Consider the following 20216-nt stretch of genomic DNA (forward strand, 5'->3'; position numbering starts at 1 on the left):
ATATGTGCCTGTTATTTTACAGCACAAATCATTCCAAAACGAATCAACCCGCTCTGATATCCACGGCTCATCAATCCGAGAGCCAGTGCTGCTTGAATAGTCGTCCAACCGCTAGTTAGCAAACCCCAAATCGCGCTCGGAGTCAAAGCAGAATCGATCACCACATCCCAAAAAGGAGCAACAGCTTTTGACCAATCAGCCGTGCGAATACTTGTCAAAGGCAAACTGCGGACAATTTCCTCATATTCCGGCAAAGAAATCACATAAGGCAAAGCATAAACCCGGTAAATTTCTGCCAATTCCTTTCTCTCTTTATCAGTTAATTCACCCGCCGTTTCTCCCACCGGGCGGTGACACCAAGTTGCCAAAATCAAAGTTCCTCCCGGCTTGAGTACGCGGCAGCATTCCTGCAAAAACTTAATTTTGTCTGGCATATGTTCGCCACTTTCGAGCGACCAAACCAAGTCGAATGACTCATCAGGAAAAGGCATATTCAAAGCATCTGCCACCAAAAAATTCACATTGCTTTCAAGCCCAGCAATTTTAGCGCGTTCGGTCGCTCTGTTGGCCTGTACCGGACTCAGAGTAATCCCGGTAGCTGTAACGCTAGCGCCCGTTTTGTTGAGTTCGGGCGATCGGCTAAAATCTCGATCGACCTCGCCATCCAACTTTAAATTATTTTGAGCGATCGAACTAAACTTTTCCGTCAAATACAGTGTGCTGCCGCCGATCCCGCAACCGACATCGAGAATGCGGTAAGATTCACCCAGTGCCTTCTCTGACGGGACTCCAGCCCAAGCCAGCAGTTCTTCTATCAAATCTATCTGAGCCTGTCGGCGCTCTTTTTTCAAATTGCCATCCGGGCCGTAGTAACCGTGGTGCATATGTTCGCCCCACACCTGCTCCCACAAACCGCTAGAAGCGTCGTAAAGTTGCTGAATTTGCTGGTAAAGTGTTGATGTCATCGCCGGATCGCAAGTTATTAAAGGAATTCTACCGTTATTTTCCCGCTGTTGTCATAGAAATTGGCGATTGAGTTCGATCGGTCTCCGGCCTTCGCCAGATAGAGATGTCCTGATTTCAAGCCCGACGCTCTATTTGTGGGTTCCCTCTAAAACCTCAAATCTAAAATCGATTTGTGGGTTCCCTCTCAAATCTAAAATCTAAAATCGATTTGTGGGTTCCCTCTCAAATCTAAAATCTAAAATCTAAAATCTAAAATCGAATGACTGTCTCGCGAACCATTTGCTTGGGCTTTCTCGCCGTCATCACCGTAGGTGCTCTATTACTAATGATGCCCTTTTCCACAATTGATGGAACTTGGAGCGATCCAATAACAGCACTGTTTACCTCTACTTCCGCTGTCTGCGTCACGGGATTGTCGGTGGTGGATATCGGAAAATATTACTCTTTTTGGGGGCAACTGTGCCTACTTTTACTGGTGGAAATAGGAGCATTGGGCTACATGACAGCCACGACTATCTTGCTGCTGTTATTGGGCCGCCGCTTTGGCTTGAAAGAAAAAATTGCCCTGCAACAATCTCTCGACAAATCCGGGCTAGCCGGCGTAGTGCAACTCGTGCAGTCAATTCTAGCAACAACCGTTTTGTTTCAATTAACAGGAGTGTTTTTGCTGATGACGGTTTTCGTCCCCCAGTACGGATTTAAAGACGGTCTGTGGTTGGCGGTATTTCACAGCATTAATGCCTTTAACAACGCCGGTTTTAGCATCTATTCAGATAATTTGATCGGCTACATCAATTCGCCTATGGTTAACTTCACAGTCTGCAGTTTAATCATATTTGGGGGAATCGGCTATCAAGTCATTATGGAATTGTACCTGTGGCTGCGCGATCGCTTCAACAAAAGCCCTATCTGCACAGTTTATTCCCTAAATTTCAAAGTCGTTACCACTACAACTGCTGTCCTTTTGATTTTAGGAACGCTAGCCTTTTTTGTGCTGGAATACGACAACCCAGAAACTTTCGGCTCTCTAAATTTTCCTCAAAAGGTGATGGCAGCTTGGTTTCAATCTGTTACTTCCCGCACGGCGGGATTCAATACAATTGACATTGGCAAAATGAGCGAAGCCTCGCTATTTCTGACTGTCGCGCTGATGTTTATCGGCGCCAGTCCTGGCAGCACCGGCGGCGGAATCAAAACCACAACTTTTAGAATATTGTTTTGCTGTACCACAGCAGTTCTCGAAGGTCAGGAAGATGTGGAGTGCTATCAGCGTCAAATCCCGCCAGCAATGATTCTAAAAACTATTAGTGTAGTCTTCGGTTCCATGTTGGTCGCGTTCACATCTGCAATCTTAATTGAGCTGACCAATCCCGAACTAAAATTTATCGAAGTGCTATTTGAAGCAGTTTCAGCTTTTGCTACGGTCGGCCTTTCCACAGGGATTACAGCCAAGATTTCAGCGATCGGTAAGCTGGTTTTGATTGCTACAATGTACATAGGTCGTGTTGGCGTGCTGATGCTGATGAGTGCTGCACTCGGCGACCCCAAACCCAGACCTTTTAAGTATGCTGAGGAAAGTTTGTTAGTCGGATAAAAAATCCTGCCTCGTTGCTGATAATCTAAACAATGGGTGACAACCCAAATCAACTTTTACTACTTACCCAAAAATCAAAAGGAGGCGGCGCTGTCTCTGCTAACATTTAAACAGCAAGACGCTCAGCGCTGGATATTCAGTGAACCTGTCATCTTTAAATTTTTTTCGCACTTTGCGCGCCGACAACAAGCAGTTTGCAGTTATTGGTTTGGGACGCTTCGGCAAAGCTGTGTGTTCTACTCTACACGGTTTGGGTTACGAAGTCCTGGGAATTGACACCGATGAAAAAAAAGTAACTCAAGCTTTGAACGATCGCATTGCTGCTCACGTTTTGCAGTTAGATTCTACTGAGCCTAGCGCTCTTGCGGAAGCCGGTATATTTGAATTTGAAACAGTAATTGTTGCGATCGGCAATTATCTAGGAGAAAGCATTACCACAACCTTAAATCTTAAGGAAGGCGGGGTAGCTCACGTAATAGCCAAAGCTTCTTCGGAAACTCACTTAAAACTGTTGAAAAAAGTCGGCGCAGATCATGTAGTTTTTCCCGAACGAGAAATGGGCTGCTCTTTGGCCCGCCTTCTTACAAAACCCAGCATTTTAGAACGCTTTGACCTCGACCCAGCTCACAGCATCGTTGAGTTGCTAGTTCCTGAAAAGTTTGATGGCAAAACCATCTCCGAATTGGAACTCCGGCGCAGGTATGGTTTGAATTTGCTAGCAGTCGGTCGTGGCGACAAGTTCGAGATCAATCCGCAGCCAAGCGAACGCTTGAGAAAAGGCGAGGTGATGGTAGTAATTGGTTCTAACAAAGATATTAATCGCTTGCCAATTTAACAGCTCGACATTTTACGCACATACAGCAACAGTCCTCGACTCAGAAACCCAGTGTCTTGTGTTCCGAGTGTCTCACTCCTAAGCAATTATTGCTGGATGTGTGACAATTTCAGACCCTCACAAACCCGGTTTATTTTAGATAAACCGGGTTTTCCTGTCCATCTTTATGTTCTAATTTTTAACTAAAATATGTAAATTGAATTTCACCAATTCTAGGGTTTTTTCCGCCTTTGCGACCCCCTTTGATAACTTAGCCAGACACATTGCAAAAAATTTTAACAAGGTAGCAGCACTCGATCGTCGCGCTCCCGCAAACCCTAGGAGCGCTAGCCCTAAAAATTCAGCCGACTTTCAAGATTTTTTGCAAATAAGCTTTGCCCAAAACCAGTACCGCCAATACTAGAGCAAGTTCAACAGGCCAAGGACACGCCGCCACCAACCAAATTAACGAACAAATTCCAATAATTGCAGCTATGGGAGCCGGAATTCCGTCTAGCGTTCTGTTGTCAGTCCCGGCTGTCACCCACCAAGCAATCAAGCAGATCGTCAACGGAATTAAGCAACTTGCGATCATGATTTTTACCCCATCAATTTTTTTACATATGGCATCTGAGCATATTGTAACAATACATCAAAGATTCGGAAATGCGCCATTAATTACGATAAAATTTAAGGTTAGGAAATTCATCCGCTGGGGTGATAAATTTTATAATTTTTAGCTTGGTCTCTCTCAGAAGGCAGAAGTAGGTTGGCATCAGGCAGGATTTAGGGATTTTTCTTTCTATAGAAGTCCAGAAAGCTTTCTACCTTGAGAAGAATTGCGATGCGCCCCTCTATGCAAGTTATACTCAGGATTGCAGTCAGTTACTGTAGAGCGTGAATCCATGCTGGGCAAATTTTTTCGCAAGCCAGAATCAGAAAACATCGATCGCGTCCCCCCGGGTCAATACCTCGCCAACGGCTTTCCTGTGCTGACCTACGGCGATACACCCTCCGTCAGCATTGAGAGTTGGGAATTTAAAGTCTGGGGATTGGCACAACCAAAAACCTTCAGTTGGTCAGACTTCCAGGCCATGCCCCAAAGTAACTTTACTGCGGATTTTCACTGCGTCACCCGGTGGTCAAAACTCGACGTGCAGTGGACGGGAGTCAAAGTCACAGATTTTATGAACTATATAGAAGTCGATCCGAAAGCTATGCACGTCCTGGAACACTGCTACGGCGGCTACACGACTAACATTGCGATCGCCGACTTCCTGAGAGAAGAAAACTTTTTCGCCCACACCGTCTTCGGCGAACCTCTATCCGCAGACCACGGCGGCCCAATGCGGCTCGTAGTTCCCCACCTGTACGCTTGGAAAAGCGCCAAATGGATTAACGGCCTGGAGTTTACAGAAACCGAAGAACTCGGTTTTTGGGAACGCAACGGCTACCATCGGCGGGGCGAACCTTGGGCAGAGGAACGCTACAGCGGTCTGTTTTGATGCGGGCGATCGGGAGCAAAGACGGGGCCACAGCTTCTCTATACAATCTTTGTTGAGGGGCAATCCGGTCTTTTACCGCTTCAATCTGCGGAAATTGCATCTTCTCGATCCCATCTTGGGGATATCTCACACCAGGGGTTCTATTTAATTCAACCAAAATACGTAGACCACACGATCGCATTTTGTACGTAATTTACCTGATAGATAAACTACTTTAACTCCCATACATAAGCCCCAAAAAACAAATATTCCCAGTTTAGGGTTAATAGAAAACTTCTGGAACTGTCAGTACCCACGAATATTACCGTATTTATACTTAAGTGTTTGCTATTGAGGATTTAGACTTGAGACTATAAAAAAAAGTAGCCATAAGCCCGATCCAAATCACTTAAGTTCATCCGCGCTCCCCTGCCCGCGACTGCAAGGTTTCAGACCACAATATTTATAATTATTTAGTGGGTATTATTAGGGCTCGATCCCCCGCCCGCAGATGTGATAGAGAGAATTTATGAAGGATATGTAAAGGCTTGATAAAGAATATGTCAAACTTTACCTAAAGTGCGCCAAAAACAAACAAAGTATCGCATAATGAAATTATTAAGACGATCGCACAAAAGGAACAGGTTTATGAATACCAAACTCTTATCCGCCCTAACAGCTACCGCCGCCGCCACAGCTCTGTTTGGCGCCGGAGCTCCAGCTCAAGCCTTCTCCTTTGGCACCAACGGCATCACATTCAGCCAAGATACCAGCGTCAAGTTTAACTTCAAAGAATCTCACGGTGGATATACTTCCTCTTTGGGCATCTACAGTGTGAACAACTCGGCGGGCACTCTAGTTAGCACCCTGTTTTCGGAAACTAAATCCTCAGACAACGGCTCGAGTAACGAATGGAAAGGAACTCTGGGCAATACAGTCTTGGGTTCTGGCTCGACAGTATTCACATTCCTGGCCAATCAAATTTATACTTTGGGACTCAACAGCGGCTGGGGTGGCACTGTCTACTCGACCTCAGCCTTGAATACGGGCAACCAGCAAGCAGTGTTTGGCGCGCAATCGCAACTGTGGGACGCACTCAACACAGAAGAAACGAACAGATTCGGAGCTGCCGGAAAATTCACAAACGGAATAGGTTCTCTGTTCAATGGAGGCACACTAATCTCCTTCGACGATGGCGGTAACGGCAATGACGCAGACTTCCAAGATTTCACAGTCAGCGCAGAAGCAGTTCCCGAACCAATGACAATGACTGGTTTGGCTCTCGGTTTGGGTGGTTTGGTTGCAGCCCGCCGCCGTCGCGCTAGCAAGACGACTTCATGATTTTGTCAACCGGAACAATCTCCTCTTTTACGTGTTACAAAATAAAATTCAATTAGGAGGCGCGCTAATGAGAAATCGGCTCGCCTTTTGCTTGATTTGAAATGTCAGAAGGGAGAAGTCATATCAATTGTGGTTGGACTCCTCGGGAATAGTTGACTGTTGACTGTTGGCTGTTGACGGGCGGCTCGCCAAACTTAATGATGGTTGAGTGTTGGATGTTGGCTCGATTTTACGCCCGACTTTCCAAGGGCGGATTTGAGATCGGAGGGAAGTTCGGAAACGCCCAGAATACGGGATTTAACGGATTTAACGGATGGGTGTTGAGGGAAGAAGTCAAGCGTGAAGCAAGAGGATTTTTCCAACTCTCCCACTCTCCCACTCTCCCACTATCTCCCTCTCCCAAATCAAAATTAAAAACTCACTCAGGGTAAACTGTTCGATCGTACAAAGTCACCAGTACCGATTGAGGAATGTTAATGTCCGCCCGGATGCACGCTACTTTAATCGCCACTACAGCCCTGGTGTTTGTCCGTCGCACCTATGCTGGTTCGCGCAGCGTCCAATAGCGGACAATAAGATCCAAAGAACCATCGCTAAAGCCTGAAGTATCAACATCATAGGCTACATTTAAAGGCAAGTTAGTTCGCCTGCGGGGCAGGCCTATTAGTAAGCTGTTGTGCATTTAAATTGTATATTGAGGGCGCGATCTCCTGCCCAACCCCTACTCCCCACACCAGTAAAGATTTATTTGACTATGCAATTTAAATGCGGATTAGCTTACCCGCACTGAATTGGCAAATACGATCGCCTTCGGCACGATAACTCGCTCTCCCCGATCGCTAATAACTTGAGTTGAACGCAGCAAAATCTTTTCAACCGTACCTTCAAAGCCTTCCACAATTATCCGATCGCCCAATTGAAACGGTTCGTGCCACAGCAACAATATTTCCGCTAAAAAGTATTTGAAGATGTCTGGGAACGGGAAACTAATCCCTACGGAACCAAGTCCTAACCAACTGATGATATCTGCAGGCTGCCAAGCTGGGAACGCCACGCAGGCGCTCAAACTGACAGCCGCCCAAGTGAGAGTGTCAATCGATTTTCGATTTTCGATTTTCGATTGAAGCCTTGACCCCAAGGATAAATTCGGGGGCTTGTATCCTGGATGCTTGATTGTCAAAAAATTAAAGAAGGCCACGCTAACACAAAAGATTGAGCTCGATCGCCCGACAAGAATGTTTGACTCTCACGGTGCGGGTGACTCCATCTACTCGTTCGCTAATCATTAAAACCTAATCAAAATTTAAGATTAGCAGCGCCGACCCCGATCGAGTAAAATCACAGCACTTGCCCGCCGATGGGTTAATCTGTTAAAACTAACAAAGTTTGATGATTTCTGAGAAATAACATACATGGTTGCTACATCCGTCAAGATTAAACACGAAGTCAAAGACTTGTCCCTCGCCCCCTTGGGAAAGCAACGTATCGAGTGGGCCGGCCGGGAAATGCCCGTTTTGCGGCAAATTCAAGAACGCTTCGCTAAAGAAAAGCCTTTTGCTGGCATTCGCTTGGCTGCTTGCTGCCACGTAACCACAGAAACCGCTCATTTGGCAATCGCCATCAAACTCGGCGGTGGCGACGCCGTACTGATCGCCAGCAACCCCTTGAGCACTCAAGATGACGTAGCGGCTTGCTTAGTTGAAGACTACGGCATTTCCGTCTTCGCCCTCAAAGGAGAAGACGCGGCTACCTACGAACGTCACGTCTACACAGCCCTAGACCATCGCCCCAATATTATCATCGACGACGGCAGCGACGTGGTAGCGGCCCTGATCCAGCACCGCCCGAACCAAATTTCCGACTTAATCGGAACTACCGAAGAAACTACCACAGGCATCGTGCGCCTGCGGGCCATGTTGAAAGACGGCGTGCTGACTTTCCCCGCAATGAACGTCAACGACGCCGACACCAAGCACTTCTTCGACAACCGCTACGGTACCGGTCAATCTACCCTAGACGGCATTATCCGCGCTACCAATATTTTGTTAGCCGGTAAAAATATTGTGGTTGCAGGTTACGGTTGGTGCGGCAAAGGCACAGCACTGCGCGCCCGTGGTATGGGTGCTAACGTAATTGTCACCGAAATCGATCCGATTCGGGCGATCGAAGCAGTGATGGACGGTTTCCGCGTCATGCCGATGGACGAAGCAGCAACAGTCGGAGATATATTCATTACCGTTACCGGCAACAAACACGTCATTCGTGCCGAACATTTCGAGACAATGAAAGACGGCGCAATTGTTTGCAATTCCGGTCACTTCGACATTGAAATTGACCTCAAATCCCTCGGCGCAAAAAGCACCGACGTGAAAACAGTCCGGTCTTTCACTCAAGAATATCACCTCAATAATGGCAAGTCGATTATTGTGTTGGGCGAAGGTCGTTTGATCAACTTGGCAGCAGCCGAAGGACACCCCAGCGCCGTGATGGATATGAGCTTTGCTAACCAAGCTTTAGCCTGCGAATATCTAGTTACGAACAAAGGCAAACTAGAGCCTGGTATTCACTCAATTCCCGTGGAAGTTGACAAAGAAATTGCCCGTCTCAAATTGGAAGCAATGGGTATTCACATTGATACCTTGACTGCCGAACAAATTGAGTACACAAACTCTTGGACTTCGGGTACTTAATCATAGTATTCTCGTTCCCAGGATCAGCCTGGGAATGAATGCAGCAAGGCTCTGCCTCCCTCATGGGGAGTCGAGGCAGAGCCTCTCGATATATGTTCCCAGGCAGAGCCTAGGAACGAGCAATGACTAATGACTTCTTCTTACCAAATTAGGGAATCAAAATGGTTGAATGGATAACTAACACAATGCAGTCTATGGGCTATTTCGGAATAGGACTGTTGATGTTTTTAGAAAATCTTTTCCCCCCCATACCCTCAGAATTGATTATGCCGCTGGCAGGGTTCACGGTATTCCAGAACAGAATGGAGTTTTCACCGGCGATCGCAGCAGGAGTAATCGGTACAGTTCTGGGGGCGCTTCCCTGGTACTATGCCGGTAAATTATTGAGCGAAGAACGCTTGAGGAATTTAGCCGACAAATACGGCAAGTGGATCACAGTATCGGGCGCCGATATTGACAAAGCAAATAGATGGTTTAACAGACACGGCAACAAAGCTGTGTTTTTGTGTCGCCTAGTACCCGGAGTTCGCACCCTAATTTCCCTGCCCGCTGGCATCAATAATATGCCTTTAATTCCTTTTTTAATCTACTCAACAGGAGGTACTCTTTTATGGGTAAGTTTCCTGACTTTTACCGGATATAAATTAGGGCAAAATTATACACTTGTAGAGGAATATCTGGCCCCGGTTTCCAAAATAGTTGTGGTGATTATTGTCATTTGGTGTATTTTGTGGGTTGTGAAGAAGAATATGCAGAAGGAAAAATATCGCAAATAAATGCAAAATTTGTGAAAATAATCTGCCTTTATTTGCGTTCATCGGCGGCTACAATCACCATTTTGACCCCACGCCAAAACGCATACAACTTTCCGACAGAAGTCGTGCGTTATCAACCCAAAATTTTAGACTAAGGTTCAACCTCCCCGATTAATCTGGGGAGTAAATCTAAAAATCTAAAATGTAAAATCTAAAATCCACTGACTTGTTTCCAGCATCCTCTCAACCGTAGCGCTGAAAGATAGAGAGGGAAATTTGATAGAAAATTCTGCTATGTTGGCTACTTTTTTAAATTAACTTTTAAATGGGCGATCGCCCAAAAGTCACAGTGACGGGCAGCAGATCGCCCAAAAATCCAACTTAAATTTATACAAATATTTAGGATTGGTGGAGGTTTAGGCAGATAATCGTGGCAAAATAGGGAACATTCCTATCCGCGCTGTTAAAATATGTACGAAAAGATTGTAGCCCCGACAACAGGTTCTAAAATTACTTTCAAAGACGGTTTGCCGATCGTCCCCAATGACCCAATTATTCCCTTCATTCGCGGCGACGGTACGGGCGTTGACTTGTGGCCTGCATCCCAGAAAGTCATGGATGCTGCGGTAGAAAAGGCTTACGGTGGCGATCGAAAAATCAACTGGTTTAAAATCTATGTAGGCGACGAAGCTTGCGATGTCTACGGTACTTACCAATATCTGCCCCAAGATTCCTTAGACGCCATCAAAGAATACGGAGTCGCCATCAAAGGGCCGCTGACAACGCCCGTAGGTGGCGGAATTCGATCGCTAAACGTAGCTTTGCGGCAAATCTTTGACCTTTACGCCTGCGTGCGGCCTTGCAAATATTATGCTGGAACACCATCGCTACACAAAACTCCTGAACTCCTAGACGTAATTATTTACCGGGAAAATACAGAAGATATTTACCTCGGAATTGAATGGGCCAAAGGCAGCGAAATCGGCAAAAAATTGATTGACTTCCTCAATAATGAGTTAATTCCAGCAACACCCGAACATGGCAAAAAACAAATTCGCCTCGATTCTGGCATCGGAATTAAACCCATTAGCAAAACAGGTTCTCAGCGTTTAGTACGGCGTGCCATTACCCACGCTTTGCGGTTGCCGAAAGATAAGCAGCAAGTGACTTTGGTGCACAAAGGCAACATCATGAAATATACTGAAGGAGCTTTCCGAGATTGGGGTTACGAATTAGCAACCACCGAATTTCGCCAACAGTGCGTAACTGAAAGAGAGTCTTGGATTCTGGGCAACAAAGAAAAAAATCCTGACATTAGCTTAGAAGATAATGCCCGCCAAATAGACCCCGGATACGATGCTTTGACCCCAGAAAAACAAGCCAAAATTCGTCAAGAAGTAGCCGACGTTCTGTTTGCAATTTGGGACAGTCACGGCAGTGGCCAGTGGAAAGAAAAAATCATGGTCAACGACCGAATTGCTGACAGTATTTTCCAACAAATTCAAACCCGACCGGCCGAGTATTCGATTTTGGCGACAATGAATCTGAACGGGGATTATTTGTCCGATGCGGCCGCCGCCATTGTCGGCGGATTAGGTATGGGCCCCGGTGCGAATATTGGTGATGAATGTGCAGTTTTTGAGGCGACTCACGGCACTGCACCGAAACACGCTGGTTTGGATAAAGTCAATCCCGGTTCCCTGATTTTGTCCGGGGTGATGATGTTAGAATACATGGGATGGCAGGAAGCGGCAGACTTGATTAAGAAGGGTTTGGGAGCGGCAATTTCTAACGGTGAAGTTACTTATGATTTGGCGAGGTTGATGGAGCCGCCGGTGCCTGAGTTGAAGTGTTCAGAGTTTGCTGAGGCGATTATTAAGCATTTCGCTGATTAGGTTTTAAAGATTTTTTAACCGCAGATGAACGCAGATAAACGCCGATAAGATTGGTAATATCTTTGTCTGTCTGCGGTTAAAAAATTGCTATTTTTGCAGTTCGGGAACAGCCATTCCGCGCTCAACGGCGGGACGCTTCTGCAAGGTTTCTACCCAACGTTTGAGGTGGGGGTGGTTGTCGAGGGTTAATCCTTGAAATTCGTAAATAGCAACCCAGGGATAGGTAGCAATGTCGGCAATAGAATAGTCGCCGCAGATGTATTCGTATTTTGCTAGTTGAGTGTCTAATACTCCGTAGAGGCGCAAGGTTTCTTTTTCGTAGCGCCCAATCGCATAGGGAATTTGTTCGGGTGCAAAGCGTTTGAAGTGGTTTAGCTGACCAAACATCGGGCCGACGCTGGCCATTTGAAACATCAGCCATTCCATAACTTGAAAGTATTTTTGTTTGTCTGTGGGCAGAAATCTGCCGCTTTTTTCGGCAAGATAGATCAGGATGGCGCCTGACTCGAAGACGGTGATGCCGTTATCTCGATCGACTATCGCCGGAATTTTGCTGTTGGGGTTGATGGCGATGAACTCTGGGCTAAATTGGTCGTTTTTTGTGATGTCGATGACGTGCACGTTGTAGGGTAAACCTATTTCTTCGAGCATGATCGAGACTTTGCGACCGTTCGGTGTGGTAAAAGTGTATAGGTCGATCATAAGTTGTCCGCCTTTTCTCAAGCAGGTATAAACTATATTATAATAATTTCAGGCAAATAGCTAATCATAATGGATCTTATTGAAATTCTCAAAGACGATTATCAAAGATTTCCCGATAATCAGACTTACAGCATCTATGCAAAAGATGTTTATTTTGAAGACCCAGTGAATCGATTTACAGGAGTCGATCGCTACCGCAAAATGATCGGGTTTATGGGGACTTTTTTTCAGGATATAAATCTCGATTTGCACGGGATTTCGCGATCGGGAGATACTATAGAAACTCGCTGGACTCTGAGCTGGATCGCACCGTTACCTTGGAAACCGAAAATGGCGATCGCCGGTAGGAGCGAACTGAAAGTCAACAGCGACGGTTTAATTGTTTCTCACATCGATTACTGGGACTGTTCGCGGTTGGATGTGATCAAACAATTGGTATTTCCAGTCCAGACTAATGTTTGAAAAATATTTTTAATTAAAGTAAATGGAACCTCTACCCAATAGCTGGGCAGATATTCAGCCTGATACCATATATCAAGCAACTAATGGGCTGCTAGTATCTTTTAGTCAAGCTCAAATACAACTCGGAATCAAGTATGACCAAAACAACAAACATTTAAAAGCGATTGAAAAAGGAATTGTTGCCCCTCGCGGTAATATTGGTCTTGTTCCTTCAGAAGTTGAAGACTACGAGCTAAAATCCAAAGTGCTAGGCAAAGGAGGCGATCGCCGCTTTCACGGAAAAATCCTAGATGGAGTCCTACACTTCCCTGGTTTTTTCACTGAACATTAATCATCCACAAGCTATGACGATAATTGAGTTAAAAAATCACCCTGTTTGGCAAGATTTAACAGAAGTATTAGAAAATCTAGATGCCAACTCTCTGGTAGCAGAGCATCTGGAATTATGCGATTATAAACTCTGCGGTTACTGGGACGAACAAGATGAATTTTATGAAGAAATTATCTTACCCCGTTCCCTGTCTGCCGATTTAGTCAGCAGTTCGATTGGTGTTACAGGCAGAAAACGTTGGATTAAACTAAAATTTGTTCTCCAAGCCGAGCGGGTGAATTCTCAAGATTCGTCGCATCCTAATAGCACACAAAATCTTGGCGAATTGACGATCGTTTATGATGAAAACCTGCAATTTGTTGATGAGAATTGGCAGATAAATATCGACTCTCCTTTTATAGGGAAAGAAAAGTAGTTGAGTTTAAAGAGTGATTACGACAGTTTGGAAAGTACGATCGCCCTCATCAACTCAACCCATATATTGACATTGCACCAATTTAGTGGATAGCCCGAAATGCGCCATGTCCGTCCGGGCGATCGCCCAAATTAATTCCCCCACAAAATTAATTTTCTTTACATAACGTTACAATATAGGAGTAAACTACTTTCAGGCGAGCTAAACAATCAATGCGCTTAATATTAATGACCGGAAAAGGTGGCGTCGGCAAAACCTCCGTAGCCGCTGCGACTGGGCTGCGGTGTGCCGAATTGGGATACAAAACCCTAGTGCTGAGTACAGATCCCGCTCACTCCTTAGCCGACAGCTTTGACATGGAACTCGGACACGATTCGCGGCTGGTGAAACCGAATTTGTGGGGAGCAGAATTAGACGCTCTCAGGGAATTAGAAGGCAATTGGGGAGCAGTTAAGCGCTACATTACTCAAGTCTTGCGTGCCCAGGGACTCGAAGGGGTACAAGCTGAAGAATTAGCTATCTTGCCAGGAATGGATGAAATCTTCGGTTTGGTGCGAATGAAGCGGCATTACGACGAAGGCGAATTTGATGTTTTAATTATCGATTCGGCTCCGACGGGCACTGCATTGAGACTGCTAAGTTTGCCGGAAGTTGGCGGCTGGTACATGAGAAAATTTTACAAGCCGCTGCAAGGCATATCAGCCGCCCTTAGACCTTTAGTGGAACCTATTTTTAGACCAATTGCGGGTTTTTCTTTACCAGACAAAGAGGTGATGGATGCACCTTACGAATTTTACGAACAAATCGAAGCTTTGGAAAAGGTTTTAACTGACAATACTGTGACTTCGGTAAGGTTAGTTACCAATCCCGAAAAAATGGTAATTAAAGAATCTCTGCGCGCTCATGCCTATTTGAGTTTGTACAATGTAGCCACAGATTTAGTAGTAGCTAACCGGATTATTCCCGCAGAAGTAACTGACCCATTTTTTAAACGGTGGAAAGAAAGCCAGGAACAGTACCGTCAGGAAATTCACTCAGATTTCATGCCGCTGCCAGTTAAGGAAGTGCCACTTTATTCCGAAGAAATGTGCGGTTTGCCAGCTTTGGAACGGTTGAAAGAAACGCTTTACAAAGACGAAGACCCAAGTCAAGTTTATTACAAAGAAAATACGATTAAGATCGTGCAGGAAAACAATCAATATAGTCTTGAACTGTATTTGCCCGGAATTGCTAAGGATCAGATCCAGTTGACCAAAACGGGAGATGAGTTGAATGTTCGGATTGGGAATCACCGCCGTAATTTGGTGTTGCCGCAAGCTTTAGCGGCGCTGCAACCTTCGGGGGCGAAGATGGAGGATGATTATTTGAAGATTAAGTTTGCTTAACAAGACTTACGCACGCTTCTACCTAAAAAACCCGGTTTCTAGGAAAAATCGTGGATTATCCCTTGAGATATTCACGCAGAAACCGGGTTTTTGGCCCGCGTGCAGGTATTGAGCTATTCAGCAGACTTACGCCATTCTTGTCCGAGGCGAACTGCTTTGTCAAAAGTAGGATGGTTGCGTCTGCGTTTATGAGACAATGACTTTTGTAATGGTATCAATTCCGATTGTATGGGAATGATTTAACCGCAGAGGGCGCAGAGGGCGCAGAGTCTCCAGAAGAGAGAGATGAATAATTCCCATGTCAACGGATTTGATATGAAATGCTGCTGGCTAGACACAATTAACAGGACTCAGCACGAAGGACTTCGTTTAATGCCTCATCAATCACTGCATCGCTGACACCTCGGCGCTTCAAACTTGCTACTAAGGCTGTCACTGTCTCGCTCTCAAATCGTTCTAAATCAACGCGCAAATCTTGACCGATATAAGCACGAATTAATGGCTGATAACCCGAAAAACCCAACAAGGGTGCAACTTTCTTTAGATATTCCACAACATCTTCGGGCATACGAATCGTCACGCTAGTCATTGGACGGTTGCGGTCTAATCTCTGCTTTAATGCTTCAACCTTCATACTCTGCCCTCTCCTGACGAGTTGCTTTACGTGCTGAAATAAGTTGCGGCTCTTGTACCCGGTAAACAATTCCCTATTATAAGCCCCACCGATTATCTTAGAAAATCAGTAATTTTATTCCATTTCATCACTTCCGCCAAGTCAATCGCCGTCAACCCATCAGGATTCTTAATCATTTTATCAGCGCCATACTTTAATAATAATTTAACAGGAGTTAAGTTGCCAGCCAATGCCTCACATTGCAGCATAGTCCAGCCATTTTCATCAATTTGATTTACAATGGTAGGATTTTCACTTAATGCAGAATCAATTTTTGCAGCCATATTCTCACTCATTGGATGCTCGCCGATTTCATATTCATCCTTATTTCTTGATTCTTGATTTAAATAGCTATCGGGAACAATTCGGATTTCTCTCGGATCGCCGAATTCCAAACCCCAAGCATCATCATGCACACGCCTTCGATCGCTATTCATTGTAAGCCGTATTGCATTAACAGTATATGCACCATAAACCATCCCATCAATAGAATATATCCAATCATTGATATCGTTGAAGCCCATCACAATCTGGTCGCCCGATCCAATTCCATCTATCCATCTCGGATCGTTTAATAAATCTCCACTAACTTTCAGACCATCAAAATTAACATTCTCCACCCACATATGTTCAACTGATGGTGCAGAATCCGTCACCTTTCCCGTCGGAAATCCAAGTTTTACTGCACTTATATCCAGCCCAGGAATTATCCGCCGCCTTTCCCATGACAACTCACGCCAAAAATATTTAAATGATTCGCGTGCCTTCTTGCTAGCAAGATTTATATCCGGGTCATCACCCTGAAATCGATAAATATTTTGACTCATTTACCACTCCGCAGTTGATTGTTAGAGGTACTTCTAATATTAATATACATCATAAGCAGGTTAAGTATATCAAGGGAAAGGGATGAAAAGAATTCGACCTTCATATTCATCAGGCTGACTGCAACAAATAAATAGTTCTAAATCATCAATGATCTTACCAATGGGTGCTGTTGCAATAACCTCAATAACTCCAAGCATAGGTAGTCCTTGATTGACTCCCTCGTAGGCATACATCGTAATAGTGGCCACATCATGGGTAAGTAAGATGCGTCCTTCATTAGCCGCCCATTCTAAAATATCTGGATCGTCAGTGTGAATCAGCCCTACATCTTGGACACGAACAATATCTAATTCAGGCAAACGTCTCACCAGCCCACGCAATATGGCTCCATTAAAATTTTCATCAGTTAGAAGGCGCACTTGGTATCGACTCCCCTTTTGACTGATAACGAGTAAGCAAACGTTGTCTCAGATCAACTAAGTTGTGTTGTCGAGAAAGTTCTTGTCTCAGTTGCTGAGATTGTTGGCTGCGCTGTTCCAAATAACTGTCAATTTCCTGACGATGGTTTAGATAGTAAGCAATGGTACTGTATATGTCTTCTAAGCGAACAACTGAATACTGAATAGCGATTTCTTCGGGAGTGGAGCCATTGTGGTATGAAGCAAGTATGCTATCTAGGGTGACTCGACTCGAACCTATACGGATACCTCCCGCTTCATCCCAACGGAAAGGAGGAGAGGTTGCTTGGAATTTTGCTGGGGCGCTCATTAGGGACATATTCTACCTGACTTGAACTGTATCAAAACATTGTAGCAAGAAGCCTAATGCTTTGTCGGAAGGTAATGAAAGCCAACCATAATTATAGCTGTCGTTATGCTGGCTTTGCTACGAATGCAGGATAGGTTTTGTGTGCATCTGCATAAATCCTAAGTGCTACAGACATTTGTTGTTGGGCAGTTTCTCCTTGTGCCTGAAACCAAGCAAATGTTTCAGGATCGACTTGAACTGGCATAGTAATAGCCGACTGAGGCATTCGTAATTGCGCTCTAGTAAAGAACTCCTCCGATAGTGGTGGACTATCGGAAGTATCGATATCTTCATCGCTCATTGCGTCGATTCTAGCCCAGTCGGTTTGTGAGGTATTGTTCATAGCGTCTGCGTTCATAAGACAGTGACTTTCGTAATGAAATAATGCGAACTGTTTCCCGATCGGGTTCCGTGTAGACAACAACTACAACTCGTCCATCAAGTAAACCAATACCGATACATCGATCTTCACCATAATCCTCTCGCTCATCTAATTCTACAACCATCGGTAGGTTGAAGATACGAAAAGCATCAGCGAAGTCAAACCCATGCTTTGCAAGGTTGCTTTGATTTTTACGCTCGTCCCACTCAAACTTCATGAACTTAAATCTAGCACATGAGCCAAGTTTAGAACAAAAGTACCAATATTTGACCACATAGCACAATTAAAATGCTATCGCCCCTCGCTTACCCTGACTAAAATCATAATCTGCTTCCATAACTATTCCTCTCCCTCTTCTTTCCCATCCTCTGTGCTCTCTGTGTCCTCTGCGGTTCGTTCAATCTTTCCTGCATTAAACTCAATCTTTTTCTGCTGACGTTCCGACGCAGCTTTTTGCAGCATTTTCAACTTTTCGGGGTCAGCATTCGATCGCCAAAACAACTTATGATCCTTAATTTTAACGCAATTTTCCTCCAAACACTTCATCCATTCCCGATGTTTCTTAACTACGCCACGATCGAGAATACCTAACTTTTCTTCTTGGCGGGTGAGTTTCGCAAACTTGTCATAATGCGGATAACTCTCAGTAACAAAAGCTTCTTTTCTCACTAAAATTGGCGGATTGTACACATCAGAATAGTCTTGATAGCTCACAGAAAGGTCGCGCAAATCTATGTGCATAGAAGTGTGAAGGGCTGGATGCGGGTTAGTGTCAAAATCGGGATAAAATAGATAGGAAATCTGAGGTCTGCGAGCGTAAAATTTGATGATTGTCGCGCCGTCTAGTCTGCCAATTGTGCGGTTGGCGCAGCCTTCGTAGAGCCTGAGCAAAGGGTCTAGTTCTTCTAATGCAGAGACGTGAACTGAAAGAGTACCGGGCTGTTTGTAGCCGATCGCACTATCTTCGCAGCAATCCGCAACAATATCAGGTTTGCTCAGACTATATAGCATTAAATCTGCTAAAGTGCAAGCTTTTTGATAATTGTCAAACAAACCTTTGATGTCATTGCGGATTTGAGCTGGGAGTCGGCGCATTGAAGGTCTATCGCCCAAACCGTTGAGAGCCAGATACACCAGCAAATCTTGGCGGCGCTTGTCGGCGATTTTCTCCCAATCATCCGCATCCGTTGCTTGCAAAATCACCCTCCAAGCGCGATTAAAACTGTGAAATTCCTCCTTAATCGCCGATTCTTCCGCTAGTTCGCCTTTAACCGGAAGCCGGCCCCGATCGCTCACAAAAGCCATCAAAGGAGCCAACATTTCCGCATAATCCTCAAACCGCTTAACTTGCGATCGCACTCTGGGAGTCGATAAGTGCGATCGAAACCGAGAAGCACGAAAACTTTCACCCTCCGCTGCATCCCGAAACACAAAATAGATTCCCAAAGCCACAGGAATTGCATCAACATTCAAAACTTGGTCAATATAAACCTTTAACTCTTCTTGTTCGTAATACTTCTGAAAGGTATTCCGAGAAGTAATCACCCCATCCCCGTAAGCAATTTGACCTCGATCGCTATCATCAATCAAAACCTGAGCCGCTACAACTAATAAACTCTTAGTTAATTCCCAAGCATTCAGCAACGCTTCTCGTCGTTCCGCCAAAGATTCAATCACATTAATCACATAACCAATATTCACAATATCAGCACAAATTCGCGGAGTATCCGGCTGATAGTATGGGTCCCAACCAGAAATAGCATAACCCTCTTGTGCAATATATTTAACATCCCCGCCGTAACCGCAACCGTAATCAAAAAAAGTCGCCCCGTCCCTCACTAAATCAGCTTCTAAAACCAGACGCAGGGGTTTAGAAAGCGAATTGCGTACCATTGCAGCTTTATGTCGCTCGATTTTAGGAATTGATAGCTCACTATTCTCCTCTTTCAAACGCTCGACAACAGTATGATCTTGGATTTCTACACCGCAATATCCCAAATATTTGAGCCAACCCTCGCGAGTGCCGATAACGCTAGTATTGTCAAGCAGTCCCCACTTTTCCTCGCAGCGAGTCAGCCTCGCAAACTTTTCGTAATTGGGATAATCCCCAGCTACAAAAGTTTCCTTGCGGTGCAAAACCGGGGGATTTTCGCAGTTACTGTAGTCAAAATATTTAACTTCCCCTGTTGCTAGATTAATCTGGATGCTGGTTTGCAAATCAGGATGAGCATTTGTATCGAAATCAGGGTAAAAAAGATAAGATATTTTAGGTTGATGAAGCAAAAATTTAACTAAAGTTGCTTCATCAATATTTTCGAGAGTGCGTCTGGCACAATTTTCGTAGATTCCGAGGACAGGGTTGAGTCTCTGCAAAGCTGAAACGTGAACGTAAAAAGCCGTAGGTAATTTTTTTCCCACCTTGCTTTCCCGACAGCAGCGAGCCACTTTTGCTACTAGATTGTCCACAGAAAAATTATTGATTTCATCGAGCGGGTAAGGCACAGCATTTACAGAATATTGCTCAGAAATACCCTCTTTTTCATACAATAAAACTTCGCGAGCAAAAACCATCAAAGGCGTTAGCAGTTTTTCCTCGTTTTCTAAGGAATTGCTATTTGAAATAGTGTTTGTACTGGTATCGTAATTCATAGCTAAATTAATTATTTTTTTTAAATTAACCGCAGAGAACGCA

23 protein-coding genes are annotated in these 20216 nt (G+C 44.8%); 12 read left to right on the forward strand and 11 right to left on the reverse strand.

All coding sequences use genetic code 11. From position 1 onward, the window contains the following. Positions 1-11 precede the first annotated feature (11 nt). Positions 12-965, reverse strand: coding sequence for a methyltransferase domain-containing protein (locus QUB26_RS04585; protein WP_333236346.1), 954 nt, complete (start codon positions 963-965; stop codon positions 12-14). Between the two features lie 260 nt (positions 966-1225). Between QUB26_RS04585 and QUB26_RS04590 the strand changes: the two genes are divergently transcribed. Next, positions 1226-2560 carry a TrkH family potassium uptake protein gene (locus tag QUB26_RS04590; protein ID WP_333236348.1) on the forward strand — a complete coding sequence of 445 codons (1335 nt, stop codon included), beginning with the start codon at positions 1226-1228 and terminating at the stop codon, positions 2558-2560. Positions 2561-2699: 139 nt separating this feature from the next. Continuing rightward, complete coding sequence (locus tag QUB26_RS04595) at positions 2700-3395, forward strand: TrkA family potassium uptake protein (RefSeq protein WP_333053191.1); 696 nt, start codon at positions 2700-2702, stop codon at positions 3393-3395. A 340-nt stretch (positions 3396-3735) separates the two neighbouring features. Here QUB26_RS04595 and QUB26_RS04600 read toward each other — a convergent pair whose 3' ends face one another. After that, complete coding sequence (locus tag QUB26_RS04600; protein WP_333053190.1) at positions 3736-3969, reverse strand: hypothetical protein; 234 nt, start codon at positions 3967-3969, stop codon at positions 3736-3738. A 310-nt stretch (positions 3970-4279) separates the two neighbouring features. Between QUB26_RS04600 and QUB26_RS04605 the strand changes: the two genes are divergently transcribed. The 3 genes from QUB26_RS04605 (at position 4280) to QUB26_RS04615 (ending at position 6630) form a co-directional block, all read left to right on the forward strand. Then, complete coding sequence (locus tag QUB26_RS04605) at positions 4280-4879, forward strand: sulfite oxidase-like oxidoreductase (protein ID WP_333236523.1); 600 nt, start codon at positions 4280-4282, stop codon at positions 4877-4879. Between the two features lie 627 nt (positions 4880-5506). Next, entirely contained in the window at positions 5507-6199 is a 693-nt protein-coding gene (locus QUB26_RS04610; protein WP_333236350.1) for a PEP-CTERM sorting domain-containing protein, read from the forward strand. A gap of 152 nt (positions 6200-6351) precedes the next feature. Beyond that, on the forward strand, positions 6352-6630 hold the full coding sequence (locus tag QUB26_RS04615) for a hypothetical protein (RefSeq protein ID WP_333236353.1): 279 nt from the start codon (positions 6352-6354) through the stop codon (positions 6628-6630). Positions 6631-6971: 341 nt separating this feature from the next. Here QUB26_RS04615 and QUB26_RS04620 read toward each other — a convergent pair whose 3' ends face one another. Next, complete coding sequence (locus tag QUB26_RS04620) at positions 6972-7379, reverse strand: mechanosensitive ion channel domain-containing protein (RefSeq protein WP_333236356.1); 408 nt, start codon at positions 7377-7379, stop codon at positions 6972-6974. Positions 7380-7611: 232 nt separating this feature from the next. On the opposite strand from QUB26_RS04620, the gene ahcY reads away from it, so the two are divergent. The 3 genes from ahcY to QUB26_RS04635 all read left to right on the forward strand — a co-directional run bounded on the left by ahcY (position 7612) and on the right by QUB26_RS04635 (position 11539). Beyond that, a complete protein-coding gene (gene ahcY / locus QUB26_RS04625) occupies positions 7612-8889 on the forward strand; it encodes an adenosylhomocysteinase (RefSeq protein WP_333047387.1) in 1278 nt (425 codons plus the stop codon). Between the two features lie 161 nt (positions 8890-9050). Further along, the gene (locus QUB26_RS04630) at positions 9051-9665 is read left to right on the forward strand and encodes a DedA family protein (RefSeq protein WP_333053186.1); all 615 of its coding nucleotides are present in this window, start codon (positions 9051-9053) and stop codon (positions 9663-9665) included. A 449-nt stretch (positions 9666-10114) separates the two neighbouring features. Continuing rightward, positions 10115-11539: an NADP-dependent isocitrate dehydrogenase gene (locus QUB26_RS04635; protein ID WP_333316965.1), complete on the forward strand. Its 1425-nt coding sequence runs from the start codon at positions 10115-10117 to the stop codon at positions 11537-11539. Between the two features lie 87 nt (positions 11540-11626). Here the strand turns inward: QUB26_RS04635 and QUB26_RS04640 are convergent, their stop codons facing one another. Further along, the gene (locus QUB26_RS04640; RefSeq protein WP_333316967.1) at positions 11627-12241 is read right to left on the reverse strand and encodes a glutathione S-transferase N-terminal domain-containing protein; all 615 of its coding nucleotides are present in this window, start codon (positions 12239-12241) and stop codon (positions 11627-11629) included. 69 nt (positions 12242-12310) lie between these two features. Here QUB26_RS04640 and QUB26_RS04645 point away from each other — a divergent pair, with 69 nt between their 5' ends. The 4 genes from QUB26_RS04645 (at position 12311) to QUB26_RS04660 (ending at position 14834) form a co-directional block, all read left to right on the forward strand. Further along, positions 12311-12703, forward strand: coding sequence for a DUF2358 domain-containing protein (locus QUB26_RS04645; RefSeq protein ID WP_333316969.1), 393 nt, complete (start codon positions 12311-12313; stop codon positions 12701-12703). 22 nt (positions 12704-12725) lie between these two features. Further along, positions 12726-13034, forward strand: a complete 309-nt coding sequence (locus tag QUB26_RS04650; protein WP_242718312.1) for a hypothetical protein — start codon at positions 12726-12728, stop codon at positions 13032-13034. 13 nt (positions 13035-13047) lie between these two features. Beyond that, a complete protein-coding gene (locus QUB26_RS04655) occupies positions 13048-13449 on the forward strand; it encodes a hypothetical protein (RefSeq protein WP_333316972.1) in 402 nt (133 codons plus the stop codon). Between the two features lie 212 nt (positions 13450-13661). Beyond that, positions 13662-14834, forward strand: coding sequence for a TRC40/GET3/ArsA family transport-energizing ATPase (locus QUB26_RS04660; protein WP_333053180.1), 1173 nt, complete (start codon positions 13662-13664; stop codon positions 14832-14834). A 340-nt stretch (positions 14835-15174) separates the two neighbouring features. Here QUB26_RS04660 and QUB26_RS04665 read toward each other — a convergent pair whose 3' ends face one another. From QUB26_RS04665 to QUB26_RS04695, 7 genes are all read right to left on the reverse strand, one after another. Beyond that, the gene (locus QUB26_RS04665; protein ID WP_333316974.1) at positions 15175-15468 is read right to left on the reverse strand and encodes a hypothetical protein; all 294 of its coding nucleotides are present in this window, start codon (positions 15466-15468) and stop codon (positions 15175-15177) included. 92 nt (positions 15469-15560) lie between these two features. Beyond that, the gene (locus QUB26_RS04670) at positions 15561-16334 is read right to left on the reverse strand and encodes a DUF2314 domain-containing protein (protein ID WP_190741039.1); all 774 of its coding nucleotides are present in this window, start codon (positions 16332-16334) and stop codon (positions 15561-15563) included. A 69-nt stretch (positions 16335-16403) separates the two neighbouring features. Next, entirely contained in the window at positions 16404-16754 is a 351-nt protein-coding gene (locus QUB26_RS04675) for a DUF5615 family PIN-like protein (protein WP_333316976.1), read from the reverse strand. Beyond that, entirely contained in the window at positions 16738-17103 is a 366-nt protein-coding gene (locus QUB26_RS04680; RefSeq protein WP_333053176.1) for a DUF433 domain-containing protein, read from the reverse strand. Before QUB26_RS04680 ends, QUB26_RS04675 begins: the two co-directional genes overlap by 17 nt. Positions 17104-17206: 103 nt before the next feature. Beyond that, a complete protein-coding gene (locus QUB26_RS04685) occupies positions 17207-17500 on the reverse strand; it encodes a hypothetical protein (RefSeq protein ID WP_333312996.1) in 294 nt (97 codons plus the stop codon). Then, complete coding sequence (locus QUB26_RS04690; RefSeq protein ID WP_190741037.1) at positions 17454-17741, reverse strand: BrnT family toxin; 288 nt, start codon at positions 17739-17741, stop codon at positions 17454-17456. Before QUB26_RS04690 ends, QUB26_RS04685 begins: the two co-directional genes overlap by 47 nt. A 122-nt stretch (positions 17742-17863) precedes the next feature. Continuing rightward, entirely contained in the window at positions 17864-20173 is a 2310-nt protein-coding gene (locus QUB26_RS04695; RefSeq protein WP_333316979.1) for a DNA phosphorothioation-associated putative methyltransferase, read from the reverse strand. Between the last annotated feature and the right edge of the window lie 43 nt (positions 20174-20216).

Source organism: Microcoleus sp. B4-C1, from assembly GCF_036705285.1.
Lineage (GTDB): Bacteria > Cyanobacteriota > Cyanobacteriia > Cyanobacteriales > Microcoleaceae > Microcoleus.

What these genes read in the sequence shown, in the direction of transcription:
- QUB26_RS04680 (WP_333053176.1), bottom strand. Translation starts at nt 17,103, where the DNA reads ATGAGCGCCCCAGCAAAATTCCAAGCAACCTCTCCTCCTTTCCGTTGG.
- QUB26_RS04585 (WP_333236346.1), bottom strand. Translation starts at nt 965, where the DNA reads ATGACATCAACACTTTACCAGCAAATTCAGCAACTTTACGACGCTTCT.
- QUB26_RS04650 (WP_242718312.1), top strand. Translation starts at nt 12,726, where the DNA reads ATGGAACCTCTACCCAATAGCTGGGCAGATATTCAGCCTGATACCATA.
- QUB26_RS04635 (WP_333316965.1), top strand. Translation starts at nt 10,115, where the DNA reads ATGTACGAAAAGATTGTAGCCCCGACAACAGGTTCTAAAATTACTTTC.
- QUB26_RS04685 (WP_333312996.1), bottom strand. Translation starts at nt 17,500, where the DNA reads ATGAACGCAGACGCTATGAACAATACCTCACAAACCGACTGGGCTAGA.
- QUB26_RS04655 (WP_333316972.1), top strand. Translation starts at nt 13,048, where the DNA reads ATGACGATAATTGAGTTAAAAAATCACCCTGTTTGGCAAGATTTAACA.
- QUB26_RS04660 (WP_333053180.1), top strand. Translation starts at nt 13,662, where the DNA reads ATGCGCTTAATATTAATGACCGGAAAAGGTGGCGTCGGCAAAACCTCC.
- QUB26_RS04640 (WP_333316967.1), bottom strand. Translation starts at nt 12,241, where the DNA reads ATGATCGACCTATACACTTTTACCACACCGAACGGTCGCAAAGTCTCG.
- QUB26_RS04670 (WP_190741039.1), bottom strand. Translation starts at nt 16,334, where the DNA reads ATGAGTCAAAATATTTATCGATTTCAGGGTGATGACCCGGATATAAAT.
- QUB26_RS04695 (WP_333316979.1), bottom strand. Translation starts at nt 20,173, where the DNA reads ATGAATTACGATACCAGTACAAACACTATTTCAAATAGCAATTCCTTA.
- QUB26_RS04590 (WP_333236348.1), top strand. Translation starts at nt 1,226, where the DNA reads ATGACTGTCTCGCGAACCATTTGCTTGGGCTTTCTCGCCGTCATCACC.
- QUB26_RS04600 (WP_333053190.1), bottom strand. Translation starts at nt 3,969, where the DNA reads ATGATCGCAAGTTGCTTAATTCCGTTGACGATCTGCTTGATTGCTTGG.
- QUB26_RS04630 (WP_333053186.1), top strand. Translation starts at nt 9,051, where the DNA reads ATGGTTGAATGGATAACTAACACAATGCAGTCTATGGGCTATTTCGGA.
- QUB26_RS04605 (WP_333236523.1), top strand. Translation starts at nt 4,280, where the DNA reads ATGCTGGGCAAATTTTTTCGCAAGCCAGAATCAGAAAACATCGATCGC.
- QUB26_RS04645 (WP_333316969.1), top strand. Translation starts at nt 12,311, where the DNA reads ATGGATCTTATTGAAATTCTCAAAGACGATTATCAAAGATTTCCCGAT.
- QUB26_RS04665 (WP_333316974.1), bottom strand. Translation starts at nt 15,468, where the DNA reads ATGAAGGTTGAAGCATTAAAGCAGAGATTAGACCGCAACCGTCCAATG.
- QUB26_RS04610 (WP_333236350.1), top strand. Translation starts at nt 5,507, where the DNA reads ATGAATACCAAACTCTTATCCGCCCTAACAGCTACCGCCGCCGCCACA.
- QUB26_RS04690 (WP_190741037.1), bottom strand. Translation starts at nt 17,741, where the DNA reads ATGAAGTTTGAGTGGGACGAGCGTAAAAATCAAAGCAACCTTGCAAAG.
- ahcY (WP_333047387.1), top strand. Translation starts at nt 7,612, where the DNA reads ATGGTTGCTACATCCGTCAAGATTAAACACGAAGTCAAAGACTTGTCC.